Genomic DNA, 13,010 nt, shown 5'->3' with positions numbered 1-13,010 from the left:
TACGCGATATGTGAATTAAGCTTGTTACAGGCAAAATCGTCGTTATTTGTCACAATTCTTTATCTTAGCCAAAATAATTAATAAACATATCCAAAAATTAATGAATACGGTATCAAGAGTACTCTTAGGTGCGTCTATCGTTTTTTTTGTGCACGAGGTTGGTTTCGCACAAAAGAAATTGGATTTTGCACAGTCCTGGGGGCAAAAGTCATCGTTGACAGTTCGTACCAATCAGTATCCTGGCTGGGCAGACGGGACAGCTTATCTGGAAAATGATGTAAATGATGGTCGTTTATATCAGGTTAACATTAAATCAGGTCACAGAAGCATTTATACAGTTCCCGCTAAAGAAGGGACGGTTGTTTATGTCGAGAACAATGATATCTTCCTGAAAGGTACCGATGGTGTAGCAAAGAGGCTGACCAACTCTCCTGATGTTGCTGAACAGAATCCGACCTTATCACCGGATGGTAAATATGTAGCCTTTACGCGTAAAAGCAATCTGTATAGCGTGGACGTGACTTCAGGAAAAGAAATGCAATATACAAAGGATGGTACTGATGTGATCTACAATGGTTGGTCATCCTGGGTATATTACGAAGAAATTCTTGGGCGCCCAACAAAATATAAAGCTTTTTGGTGGTCTCCCGACAGCCGGAAGATCGCTTTTATGCGTTTCGATGATACCAAGGTTCCGATGTTTCCGATTTATTCGTCCAAAGGCCAGCATGGTTACCTGGAGGAGACAAGATATCCCAAAGCCGGTGACCCAAATCCGGAAGTGAAGGTAGGAATTGTTCACCTCGAAGGGGGCAACGTTACCTGGGCTGATTTCAACGAGAAAGACGATCAGTATTTTGGCCAGCCTTATTGGGCCTTTGATAGTAAAAATGTGATGGTACAGTGGATGAACCGGGATCAGAACAATTTAAAGTTCTATCAGGTGGATCCAAATTCTGGTGCAAAAAAAGAAATCTACGATGAGCGTCAGGCTTCATGGATCAATTTGGATCACGATGAGCGTATCACGTATCTGGCGGACAACAAATATTATATCCTAAAATCGGATAAGACAGGCTGGGCGCATTATTACCTCTATAAATTGGATGGAACATTGGTCAATCCAATTACTACCGGCGAATGGCAGGTGACGGAATTAAAACGGATTGATGAAAAAAATAAGGTGATCTATTTTACCGCACGTAAAGAAAACTCAGCGCGTTTTGATTTGTACCGCGTGGATTATTCAGGTAAAAACTTAAAACGTCTGACGTTCGGTGAATACTCGCACGATGTGAATGTATCGCCTGACGGCAAGTATTTTATTACCAAATACTCCAATGTGAGTACACCCGATCGGTTCGCTTTGTTGGATAATCAAGGTAAGGTCTTACGTCAGCTAGCGGATAGTAAAGCTGCTGATTTTGCCTCGTATACCTACGGTAAAACCGAATACTTACATCTTAAATCAGATGACGGACTGTTCGATCTTCCATTGACCATCACTTATCCGACAAATTTTGATAAATCAAAAGTTTACCCGGTTGTTTTCAGTATTTACGGTGGGCCTGACGCGGGAACGGTAAAAGATACCTGGAAAGGAACGGCCAATCAGTACTGGGCCAATGAAGGAATTATTCAAGTCTCTGCAGATCACCGGGCATCTGGTCATTTTGGTAAACAAGGTGTTGCTTATATGCACCGCAATCTTGGTCACTGGGAAATTATTGATTATTCGACAATTGTTAAATGGTTAAAATCGCAACCTTGGGTCGCTAAAAACAAAGTACTTATTACAGGGCATAGCTATGGTGGCTATATGACTTGTTTGGCGATGACGAAGGCGGCAGATGTATTTGATTTTGGTATTGCTGGCGCACCGGTTACCTCATGGGATCTGTATGATAGCCATTACACGGAAAGATGGATGGACACGCCTCAAGACAATCCAGACGGATATAAAGCTGGTTCTGTGTTGACCTATGCTAATAATTATAAAGGCGTGTTGCGCATTATGCATGGCGATATGGATGACAATGTTCATTTGCAGAATACAACCCAACTTGTCGATAAATTAACGGATCGAAGCGTCCCTTTTGAATTGATGATCTATCCGGGAAGCCGTCATGGATTTGACCGTTCGAAAAGTAAATATGATTTTAATGAGCGTGCGCGTTTCTACTACCAATACTTATTGGAGAAGCCGCTTCCCAAAGAATTTAAATAGGAAGAGTTAAGGTCAAAATAGAAAATCCCTTATCCATTCGGATAGGGGATTTTCTATTTTTAGCCTGTTTTCATCTATCTGGGATAACAGATTTTCCATAACCGTTCTTTTTATGTTAAAAATGATAAAAAAAGTGATTTTTCTAGGTGTGTAAATTGTTGAAAATTAAAAAATATGGCATCTTTGTAGAAGTTTATTCAAAGAAAAAATGATTCAATTCCTAAAGGAAAGTACTTTTGCCGTTAACGAGGTTTTTAATAAGTCATTGGAGTTGCTGAAAAGGCATTATTTTTCAGTGGCGGGGCTTTGTTTTTTACTATTTGTAACCTCCGGACTGTCTAATTATCTCGCGACCACCATCAGTGATTTCAATGTGGTGTTGAGTGGCTTTATGGCATTTTTTTTCATGGTGATGTATTTTGGATTGAACATGACTTTGTTTAAGTATATTTTAAGCCTGATTGATGGTAACCAGGAGAAGAAACTCGTCCAATGTATCCCGAGTACGAAAGAGCTTGCATACTTTTTTGGCGCTATGTTGAGTATTATGGTGCTTTCTATAGCACTTCTAATGCTATTGGGGGCCGTCTCTTTACCATTCCTTTACCTATTTGAAAATGGTGACAATCGGATGGAGCTGATGAGCAACTTTACGATGTTTGTTGTCTTTGTTGCGGCCATATTGACGTTCATCCTGATTATTCGAGTGGCATTTTATCCGTTTTTCATTATTGATAAACACGCGGGGACATTACGGTCATTACGCTTCAGTTTTGCATTGACAAAAGGCAATGTATTCAAACTATTATTGATTTTGGCTGTATTTGCTTTTTTCCAGTTACTACAGATGTATTTTAATTATTTAGAATATTACATAATTTTTATTATTTTGAACCTCGTGAGCTCGTTTTTGGTGGTACCTCTGGCTAGTATTGTTGTTTCGGTCGCTTACCGATCCATGATGGCGGATTACCATGGGGGAGAAGACCCAAAGATTTTAAATAATATATTTTAATTAATAGCAAAGGTTTTGAGTAAAAAAGGAATTGCCATTTTAGGGGCAACGGGAAGTATAGGCACACAAGCCTTGGATGTGATAAGAGCCTTTCCTAATACATTTGAAGCAATTGTTCTGACTTGTGGCAGCAATGTCACACTGTTGATCCAACAGGCCTTGGAGTTTAAGCCCAAAGCAGTGGTGGTAACAGATTCCCTACACTATAATCAGGTACAGGATGCTTTAAAAGGATATGATATCGCTGTTCTTTTGGGTGAAGCCGGATTGGTTGAAGTGGTGCAGTTGGAAGAAGTTGATATCGTTTTGAATGCAATTGTTGGATCTGCGGGATTAAAACCTACTGTTAAAGCGATTCAATCGAAAAAAGATATTGCACTGGCCAATAAGGAGACACTTGTTGTCGCTGGTGAGCTGATAATGGCCTTAGTGAAAGAATATGGTGTACGCATGCTTCCTGTGGATTCAGAGCATTCGGCGATCTTTCAGTGTTTGACCGGTGAGGAGCATAATCCAATTGAGAAAATATATGTGACTGCCTCCGGCGGTCCTTTTCGTGGGAAAAAACGTGCCGATCTCCTTCAGGTTACGAAGGCCCAAGCCTTGAAGCATCCCAATTGGTCGATGGGCGCCAAAATTACGATTGACTCAGCATCCCTGATGAATAAAGGGCTAGAAGTGATTGAAGCAAAATGGCTCTTCAATCTGTCCATAAATCAGGTGGATGTGATTGTACATCCTCAATCTATTGTACATTCGTTAGTTCAGTTTCAGGATGGTTCCATGAAGGCCCAAATGGGGATTCCTGATATGAAATTACCGATCCAGTATGCACTGACTTATCCGGCACGTTTTGAAAACAGTTTTGAACGATTTAATTTCATGGACTATCCGACGCTCAGTTTTGAAAAAGCAGACATGGAAACTTTTCGGAATTTGGCATTGGCGTATGAAAGCCTTCGTACCGGCGGAAATAGAAGCTGTGTATTAAATGCGGCCAATGAAGTGGTTGTGGATGCTTTCCTGAAAGATCAAGTTGGTTTTTTGGAGATGAGTGAGATTATTGAACAGACATTAGATAAAGTAGAATTCATTGCGACACCTACGCTGGATGATTATCTGGAGACGGATCGTGCCGCAAGGTTAATAACAAAGGAAATAATCAAAGATTAAATTTTAAAAAGCATACATGGGTGTTTTAATTATGGTCGGACAAGTGATTTTAGGCTTGTCAATTTTAATTGTTCTACATGAGTTAGGACATTTCTTAGCAGCACGTGCATTTGGTATCAAGGTGGAAAAGTTTTATCTGTTCTTTGATGCTTGGGGAGTGAAATTATTTAAATTCAATTATAAAGGATGTGAATATGGTATTGGCTGGTTGCCTTTAGGCGGTTATGTCAAGATTGCGGGTATGATCGATGAATCGATGGATACGGAGCAATTGAAGGGGGAGCCACAACCTTGGGAATTTAGATCAAAACCAGCTTGGCAACGTTTAATCGTCATGTTAGGCGGTATTATTGTCAATATTGTCGTCGGTGTTGTTGTTTTTTGGATGCTGACTTTTAAAATGGGCAATACAGACATTAAAATGGATCAGCTGGTAAACGGTATTGTGCCTGGGGCCATTGGTGAATCTATTGGTTTGAAAGCTGGCGATAAAGTGATTGCAATAGACGGTCACCGTATCGAAAATTACTCGGAGCTGATCAGTTCTAAAGTATTGATGGGGGGAGTTGCACTTACAGTTGAGCGTGATGGAGCTACAGCAGAAGTCAAAGTCCCCGCTGATTTATTAAACACGCTTTCCGACAAAAAAGGAGAGAAGTTTATCGAGCCACGGGTTAAAACGACCAGTGTTGCTGAAGTAGCTCCCGGTTCGGTGGCAAGTAAAATGGGGTTTGTGAAAGGCGATAGCATTATTGCCGTAAACGAGACACAGGTTCCTTTCTTCGATCAATTTAAGGCGCAAATAAAAGCGAACAGCAATAAAACGGTTGCGATTAAAGTTTTACGCAAAGGGGCCGAAGTTTCCTTGCAAGGAATTGTTCCTGCAGATGCCATGCTGGGAATAGGGATCAATCGTGATTATTCCATCAAATCGTTTACAACGCAATATACCTTGATGGAGGCGTTTCCGATCGGTGCAAAGAAAGCGTTTACAGTGATTACCGATAACGCCAAAGGATTTGGTAAAATTTTCAAAGGCGAAGTGCGTGCTGATAAAGCATTATCTGGCCCTATTGGCATTGCAACTCTGTTTGGCACGGAAGTGGACTGGATCCGTTTTTGGTCCTTAGTAGGGATGTTGTCTATGGCATTGGCATTTATGAACCTATTGCCTATTCCAGCTTTGGATGGCGGTCACGTGTTGTTCTTGTTGGTTGAGATGATTCAAGGCAAGCCATTGAGTGAAAAATTCCTAGAAAAAGCACAAATGGTCGGTTTCTTCATTCTTTTGGCCTTGATGGTCTTTATATTTGGAAACGATATCTTTAAGTTATTTAAATAAATCAACGGTCGCCGGTCAATGCTGACGGTGACTATTTCTAAAAAAAAGCTAAAAGCCAACGATGGTCGGAATTTCTTCCGACCATTTTTTGTGATATGACAGTGCTAGCAGGAAAAGGTCTTTACATTTGATTTGTAACATTTATGTATGCAATAGCCCTGCATTCACTTCAATACGCTTTTTCCTGCATTCAGGATGAAGGTCTTTCCAACAATAAATGATTTTTTATATTGCATTTAAAAAACTATTTATCTAAGTTTGACCATGGATGGAAGAAATAGAGCAGATGTAAAGCCAGGTATGTTGGTGAATATAATCTTAAAAAAGGACCAGCGTACGGGAAATCTAACAGAAGGCATTGTGAAGGACTTGCTAACATCGTCCTCTTATCATTCGAGGGGGATTAAAGTCAGGTTGACGGACGGCCAAATAGGAAGAGTGGCCGAAATTATTGAAGATGATTTTTAGGAGATAATCTACCGGTCTTCTTTTCTCTTTACCACATCTTTTCTAGCGTTGTTGACGCGAAGAGATTGCTACCTATGATGTTCTTATTGTATAAATCAAACTAAAAGTTTGTTGGATTGTTAATATTGGACATTTTGAAATAAAATTTGTATAATAACATAATTATTGCTAACTTTTTTCTGTATTTTTTATTTTATTACATATTTATATAATATTGTTTTTATAATTACTAAATGACAGCTTATTCAAATGGATACCAAAGATAGATGTACGATTGTCTACGCAGATGATGCGATGATTCATCATGTGTTGATGCGAGCGATGGCTCAATCACATTTATTGGATTTGGTTTATTGTGCATCCAATGGCAGGGAGTTGATCGACTACCTCCATGAAAACGAGCATGAGCTTCCTGAGATATGTATATTAGACCTGCATATGCCTGTATTAAACGGAATAGAAACGGCTAAAATTGTGAAAGAAAGATTTCCCTCGATCAGAATATTTGGGTTGACTTCGAGCAGTGATGAGAATGAGCGGATGGAATTGCGGGACGCCGGGGCAGAAGAGATTTTTTCGAAAGAACAGATGCCTTTATTAATGAAACAACTTGCGCCCAGCCTATAGAACGTATAAATAAAGAAGAAGCCTAACAGATGTTAGGCTTCTTCTTTTGCTTCTAAGGCATCCTTGAATTTCAGCAGTCTAATCCAGGATGGACATTTGCTTAAATCTTTTTTCCATAAGCTTACATGGATGAAGCTTGTGCTCAAGAAACGCTGAACATCGAAGACCTGCATATCTTGCTGTATTTCCAGGGTTTCGGGCAAGTCTTTGGATTGAAAATAGTGTTGTAATTCTTCTGGAGTCATACCACAAAAATAAAGTTTTAAATCCTTATCTCCAACCTCCACCGAGCGCACGATACAGGTCTACAAATGCATCTAAATGCTGTTGTCGTAATTCGACGAGATCCAGGTCGCTATTAAGGGCATTACTTTGCGCGGTAATGACCTCTAGATAGGTGGCATACCCACTTTTAAAGAGTAGACCTGCGTTTTTAACTGCCAGGTGCGCGTTATCGACCCTTTCTTTAGCCAAAGCTAATTGTTCACGTTGCTTGTCGACTGTGACCACTGCATTAGAGACTTCGGCGACTGCCTCGACAACTTTTTGTTGCAGTTGGATTTCGGCTTTATCACGTTCCAATTTAGCAACCTCATACTGTGTTTTCAATGTTTTGTTTTTGAAAATAGGCGTGGTTAAATTTCCAGTTATTCCACCAAGCAATGCGCCAGGGATATTAAACCAATTTTTAGGGAGCATACTATTTACCCCCAATACGCCGCCCACGGTCAATGACGGATAACGCATAGCCTGTTGGATATTCGCATTCGCATTGGCTGCCATCAGTTGAAATTCAGATGATCGGATATCTGGTCTATTGCGGACAATCTCGATTGGGGACCCCAGGGAGATGTCTTTGCTCTCCGCGAAGAGATGCTCGTAAGAAGTTCCTCTTTTGATGCTGTCGGGTAATTTTCCGGTAAGTGTCTGCAGCGCATTTTCCTGGATGGCAATTTCCTTTTCGATTTCGGGAACGAGGGAGGCTGCCAATAGGCGTTGTGATTGTGTTTGTTGGATCGCCAAGGCGGTGATTTCACCAGCTTCATATTGGAGCTTGATCATGCGGAGAGTGCTGTCGTTTAATTGGACGTTCCGTTTGGCAACTTCAATTTTGGCATCGAGCATCAAGAGATTGAAGTAACCTTTTGCCACAGCTGTTATGATCGAGGTCTGTATCGCATTTTTTGCCTCCTGTGTATCCAAATACTCGGCTAAGAGTTGTTCTTGTTTGCTTCCTATTTTCTTCCAGATATCGACTTCCCAGCTAAAATTAATATCAGAGCCAAACATGGATTGATAGACGAACATATTTTGCGGCGCTTTTTCATCCTTATGATCGTAGTATTTAGTCAGAGGACCACTGCCAAAGTCCTTTGATCGCCAGGTACGGTTTCCATTGGCAATTGTTGCATTTACACTCGGCAGGTAGTTGGCTTTATTCTGCGCTAAGACTCGCGTTGAAATCTGCAGGTTGAGCAGTGCAGTTTTCATTTCAAAGTTATTGGCTAAGGCAGAATCAATCAATAGCTTCAATGTGGGATCATGAAAGAAGGATTTCCAATGGATCAGGCCCATACTGGAGGTATCTCCGAAGTAATCCAGCGTATCGCCACGAAAGTTTTCCGGAAGTTTGAGTTTGGGCTGCACATAATCTTTGCCGATCTTACAGGCATTCATCAGGCCTAAGAGGCCAATGATGATCGATATTCCCGAAAGGTATTTTTGTATGTTTTTCATTATTCTTCCTCTTCTTTAGCTAGTTTATCATGTAGTTTTTCATCCAGACTTTTGAATACAACAAAGAGTACGGGGATGATAAAGATGCCGAAAGCTACACCAAAGAGCATGCCGCCGGCGGCGCTGAAGCTGATCGAATGGTTACCGATTGCCGAGGGGCCAACCGTCCACATCAAGGGTACCAGCCCTGCAACAAAAGCCAGGCTGGTCATCAAGATTGGCCTTAACCTAAGTTTTGAACCGCTAATGGCTGCTTCGACAATGCTTTTGCCATTTTTTCGCTCCTGGACAGCGAACTCCACGATCAGAATCGCATTTTTGGCCAAGAGGCCAATGAGCATAATGAGTCCGACTTGCACATAAATATTGTTTTGAAGTCCCACCAGGTTGATCACGGTAAAAACGCCGATCAGGCCGACTGGTATGGACAATAGTACTGCCCAAGGAAGGATATAGCTTTCGTATTGAGCCGAAAGCAGGAAGTAGACGAATAGGATACTAAGCGCAAAAATCAAGATCGTCTGCGAACCGGACTGACTTTCTTCATAGCTCATGCCCGTCCATTCAAAACCGTAATTACCCGGAAGTTTATTGTCGGCCAATTTTTGGATTGCCTGCATGGCATCATCAGTACTGTAGCCTTCCGCTGGCGTAATATTAACCGCTATCGCGTTGTACAGATTGTAGCGTGTAATAGTTTCCGGACCCACCGTCTTTTCTAAAGTTAATATGGTGTTAATAGGAACCATTTCGCCTTTACTATTCCGCACAAAAATAGAATTGAAGGATTCGGGATCCTTCCGGAAGTCGAAATCCGATTGAACATAAACGCGGTATTGGCGACCAAACCGGTTAAAATCACTCGCCTGTACACGTGCAAAATAAGACCGTATTGTAGACATAAGATCTTTGATTTCGACGCCCAGCGATTTTGCCTTTACGGCATCGATATTTACTTCATATTGAGGGAAGTTTGATTTAAAGCTTGTGTAGGCGCTGCGAATTTCAGGCAGCGTATTGAGCTGGTTAATAAAGGTATCTGCAATGGTGTTGAAATCCCGAATGTCACCACCCATCCGATCCTGAAGAACCATTTCAATGCCGGCAAAGTCTCCAAAACCCTGTACGGTAGGTCGGGGGAACACCGTAAACGTTGCTTCATTGATCTGGGATAGATCATGCCTAATGGTATCCATAAACGCATTAATGTTTTTGATGTGCTCGCGTTTGGCATGTGGTTTTAAGGTAATGTAACCAGCAGCAAATGCCGGGCTCGAACTTCCGTCCAGGGCATTAAAACCAGAGACTGTTGTCATGCCATTGATGTCCTGTCTTTTCTTTAAAATACTATCGGCACGATGAAGAACCTCAGTAGTCCGACTCAATGAAGCGCCGGGAGGGAGGGCAATGTTATATGTAATAAAGCCATCATCTTCGGTCGGAATAAAACTTTTGGGCGTTTTAATCATGAACACGATGCCAAGTGCTGTAATTAAAATTAAGCCTGCCCAGGCTATTTTTTTATTCTTGATCAGTATTTCTACAATAGCGACATAACGGGCCGTCAGCCGATCAAAAGACGTATTGAATGCTTTAAAGAAACGATCTTTAAATTGATTGATTTTGCTGCTTTCTTGATTGGTATGCTGTTTCGGGGCTTTCAGTAGGAGAGCACATAAGGCTGGACTTAAAGTTAAGGCATTGAGTGCTGAAATCAGAATCGCCGTTGCCAAGGTATAGGCAAATTGGCGATAGAAAATACCTGCTGGCCCTTCCATAAATCCTACAGGCAAAAATACAGCAGCCATGACCATGGTTATTGACAGGATGGCTCCCGTAATTTCGGACATCGTCGACAATGTTGCGGCTCTGGGTTTCAATCCTGTGCTGTGCATTTTTTCATGGATAGCTTCGACGACGACAATGGCGTCATCCACTACGATTCCAATAGCCAACACCAGGGCAAACATCGTGAGGACATTGAGCGAAAATCCAAAAAGCTGCAGAAAAAAGAAGGTTCCCACCAAGGAAACTGGGATTGCAATTGCCGGAATCAGGGTGGATCGAAAATCTTGCAGGAAGATAAAGACAATAATAAATACCAGGATAAACGCCTCAAAAAGGGTGTGCTCCACTTGGTTGATCGATTCGTCGATCTGATCACGTACTGAATAGGTCACCTCATAGTGTAGGCCTTTTGGAAATGTTTTTGATTGTTCTTCAAGAACCTTTCTGACAGCAATATCGATATCATGGGCGTTGGAACCACTGGTCTGTGTTAAGTTGAGTGTAAGACCGGGATGGCCATTCACCTTGTTGTCGCTGCTTAAATTTGTAGCTCCGAATTCTACCCGGGCCACATCTTTTAAATAGAGCACTGAACCGTCGGTGTTGGTTTTGATCACAATACTCTGGAATTCCTCCGGTGTGGTGAAACGCCCCTTATGACGGATCACTGTTTCGAAAGCTTCATCCGAGGTTTCTCCAAATTTGCCTGGGGCAATCTCAAAGTTTTGATCTTTTATAGCATTCATAACATCTTGTGGAACGAGGTTATAAAGGGCTAGTTTTTCTGGGTTCAGCCAAAGGCGCATCGCATAATCCCTGGCCCCCAAACGGGAAACTTGAGCTACGCCATCGACACGCAGCAAAGGTCGCATCAGGTTAATCTGTGCATAAGCCTGGAGAAAGGTTTCATCGTAGGCGCTATCCTGGTGATCGGAGTAGAGATTGATGGTCATGATGACACCGGTTTGCCGAGGCATGACCGTGATGCCGGCTTCATTTACTTCGGCAGGAATGGAACTGATTGCTTTGGAAATCCGTGTCTGTACGTTGACCGAAGCAATATCAGGATTGGTACCTGTCTTAAAGTACACCGATACACTTCCTGATCCTGAATTGGAGGCAGACGACTTGATATAGGTCATATCCTCTACACCATTGATGGCTTCTTCGATAGGCAGCAAAACACTTTTTGCTACGGTTTCCGCATTAGCACCGGGATAACTTAGTGAAACAAGCACACTTGGTGGGGCAATTTCTGGAAAGCGCGAGACAGGCAGGAGTTTTAGGCCCACCAAGCCTAAGATAACCAGGATAATAGAAACCACCGTAGCTAATACAGGCCTATTTATAAATGTTTTTAGCATATACATAGAATTTTAAACACGCTACTTTTGGTGCATAGTATGCCTGGCACCGGGTAGTATGCAAAAATGATCGATAATTATTTCTGTAAAATCGGGGTCACTGGTGAACCGTCGGTTAATTTGTCAAATCCGCTGGTAATAACGCGATCGTTTTCCTTGAGGCCTGTATAGACGATATAATTGTTTTTACTTTTGCCCATCAGTTGGATATTTCGTTTTTGCGCCTTATTGTTTTGGTCCAGTATATAGACAAAGGTTTTATCCTGCAATTCATTGACGGCTATCTGCGGAATTTGAAGAACGTCTTTTTTTACTTCGGCAATCTTAAGGGTGCCGCTACTTCCGGATCGAAGTATGTTGTCGTGGTTTTGGAAGGTGGCGCGCAAAGAGATTGCTCCCGTAGTTCGGTTAATCTGGCCATTGACGGCGTCGACAATACCTTTTTTTGAATATTCCTCACCATCTGCAAGGACTAAAGTAACTTCTGGAAATACGAGCTTTTGATTCTGGTTGTATTTTTTCCCTTCCAAGCTATCTTTTTTTGCCTGTGCTTTGGAAAAATAAAGAAAGTCAGATTCATTCATGGAGAAATATACATACACTTCCTGGATGTCTGAAAGATAGGTAAGGGGTTCTTTATCGCCTTTTGATACCAAATTTCCAATACGCTTTGGAATGCGGCCAATGTAACCACTTACCGGAGCGGTGATCACTGTAAAATCTTTGCTGATCTGCGCTGAACGTACGGCTGCGATGGCCTGGTCCAACGTCGCCTTGGCTACTTGATAATCTGATTTTGCCGACGCCAGTCTGACATCGGAGATAACGTCGTTTTGAACCAACGGTTTCAACCGGTCGACTTCGAGCTGTGCATTTTTAAGTTTGGCTTTGGCGACTTGCTCCGTAGCAACCATGTTATTGAGATTTTCTTGGTAAGTAGAGGGGTCTACCTTGAACAGTTTCTGGCCTTTTTGAACAAATGAGCCTTCATCGATATAAATTTCCTGAAGCAGCCCTTCGACCTGTGGGCGGACCTCCACGTTAACTTTACCTTCTATGGTTCCCAAATAATCCTTGATGGTGGTGGCATCAGATTTAGTGACGGTATAGACTGGCAAGGCTACGTTTTTTTCTTTGGTTTTATTTTCTTTTGAAGAACTTGAAGAACAACTTACCTGTGTGGCTAAGGCTGAACAAATCAAAAAGGTTACGTTAAAAATAGATAATGTTTTTTTCTTCACAATGCTTGATTAATTTTTACGATATATG

The 13,010-nt window shown here is 41.7% G+C and carries 10 protein-coding genes; 6 read left to right on the top strand and 4 right to left on the bottom strand.

Going from position 1 to position 13,010, the window contains the following annotated elements; genetic code table 11:
• Positions 1–100 precede the first annotated feature (100 nt).
• From B3P16_RS09905 to B3P16_RS09880, 6 genes are all read left to right on the top strand, one after another.
• On the top strand, positions 101–2,227 hold the full coding sequence (locus B3P16_RS09905; RefSeq protein ID WP_286842801.1) for a S9 family peptidase: 2,127 nt from the start codon (positions 101–103) through the stop codon (positions 2,225–2,227).
• 208 nt (positions 2,228–2,435) lie between these two features.
• On the top strand, positions 2,436–3,242 hold the full coding sequence (locus B3P16_RS09900) for a beta-carotene 15,15'-monooxygenase (RefSeq protein WP_070565532.1): 807 nt from the start codon (positions 2,436–2,438) through the stop codon (positions 3,240–3,242).
• Positions 3,243–3,257: 15 nt separating this feature from the next.
• Complete coding sequence (locus B3P16_RS09895; RefSeq protein ID WP_201639012.1) at positions 3,258–4,415, top strand: 1-deoxy-D-xylulose-5-phosphate reductoisomerase; 1,158 nt, start codon at positions 3,258–3,260, stop codon at positions 4,413–4,415.
• Positions 4,416–4,431: 16 nt separating this feature from the next.
• On the top strand, positions 4,432–5,757 hold the full coding sequence (gene rseP / locus B3P16_RS09890) for an RIP metalloprotease RseP (protein WP_201639013.1): 1,326 nt from the start codon (positions 4,432–4,434) through the stop codon (positions 5,755–5,757).
• Positions 5,758–6,021: 264 nt separating this feature from the next.
• Entirely contained in the window at positions 6,022–6,225 is a 204-nt protein-coding gene (locus B3P16_RS09885; RefSeq protein ID WP_070565526.1) for a YwbE family protein, read from the top strand.
• Positions 6,226–6,474: 249 nt separating this feature from the next.
• Positions 6,475–6,852, top strand: a complete 378-nt coding sequence (locus B3P16_RS09880) for a response regulator (protein WP_070565524.1) — start codon at positions 6,475–6,477, stop codon at positions 6,850–6,852.
• Positions 6,853–6,884: 32 nt separating this feature from the next.
• Here the strand turns inward: B3P16_RS09880 and B3P16_RS09875 are convergent, their stop codons facing one another.
• The 4 genes from B3P16_RS09875 to B3P16_RS09860 form a co-directional block, all read right to left on the bottom strand.
• Entirely contained in the window at positions 6,885–7,097 is a 213-nt protein-coding gene (locus B3P16_RS09875; RefSeq protein WP_070565692.1) for a DUF6965 family protein, read from the bottom strand.
• A gap of 25 nt (positions 7,098–7,122) precedes the next feature.
• On the bottom strand, positions 7,123–8,589 hold the full coding sequence (locus tag B3P16_RS09870) for an efflux transporter outer membrane subunit (protein ID WP_115045728.1): 1,467 nt from the start codon (positions 8,587–8,589) through the stop codon (positions 7,123–7,125).
• A complete protein-coding gene (locus B3P16_RS09865; protein WP_201639014.1) occupies positions 8,589–11,741 on the bottom strand; it encodes an efflux RND transporter permease subunit in 3,153 nt (1,050 codons plus the stop codon). The genes B3P16_RS09870 and B3P16_RS09865 overlap by 1 nt, the downstream gene beginning before the upstream one ends.
• Positions 11,742–11,818: 77 nt before the next feature.
• Complete coding sequence (locus B3P16_RS09860) at positions 11,819–12,982, bottom strand: efflux RND transporter periplasmic adaptor subunit (protein ID WP_236586034.1); 1,164 nt, start codon at positions 12,980–12,982, stop codon at positions 11,819–11,821.
• Between the last annotated feature and the right edge of the window lie 28 nt (positions 12,983–13,010).

Origin of the sequence: Sphingobacterium sp. UBA7631, from assembly GCF_002483935.1 — a bacterium.
Taxonomy (GTDB): Bacteria; Bacteroidota; Bacteroidia; order Sphingobacteriales; family Sphingobacteriaceae; genus Sphingobacterium; species Sphingobacterium multivorum.
The sequence above is the reverse complement of the archived record's forward strand: the minus strand, read 5'-3'. Positions and strand labels throughout refer to the sequence as shown.

What these genes read in the sequence shown, in the direction of transcription:
- B3P16_RS09905 (WP_286842801.1), top strand. Translation starts at nt 101, where the DNA reads ATGAATACGGTATCAAGAGTACTCTTAGGTGCGTCTATCGTTTTTTTT.
- B3P16_RS09900 (WP_070565532.1), top strand. Translation starts at nt 2,436, where the DNA reads ATGATTCAATTCCTAAAGGAAAGTACTTTTGCCGTTAACGAGGTTTTT.
- rseP (WP_201639013.1), top strand. Translation starts at nt 4,432, where the DNA reads ATGGGTGTTTTAATTATGGTCGGACAAGTGATTTTAGGCTTGTCAATT.
- B3P16_RS09885 (WP_070565526.1), top strand. Translation starts at nt 6,022, where the DNA reads ATGGATGGAAGAAATAGAGCAGATGTAAAGCCAGGTATGTTGGTGAAT.
- B3P16_RS09880 (WP_070565524.1), top strand. Translation starts at nt 6,475, where the DNA reads ATGGATACCAAAGATAGATGTACGATTGTCTACGCAGATGATGCGATG.
- B3P16_RS09875 (WP_070565692.1), bottom strand. Translation starts at nt 7,097, where the DNA reads ATGACTCCAGAAGAATTACAACACTATTTTCAATCCAAAGACTTGCCC.
- B3P16_RS09870 (WP_115045728.1), bottom strand. Translation starts at nt 8,589, where the DNA reads ATGAAAAACATACAAAAATACCTTTCGGGAATATCGATCATCATTGGC.
- B3P16_RS09865 (WP_201639014.1), bottom strand. Translation starts at nt 11,741, where the DNA reads ATGCTAAAAACATTTATAAATAGGCCTGTATTAGCTACGGTGGTTTCT.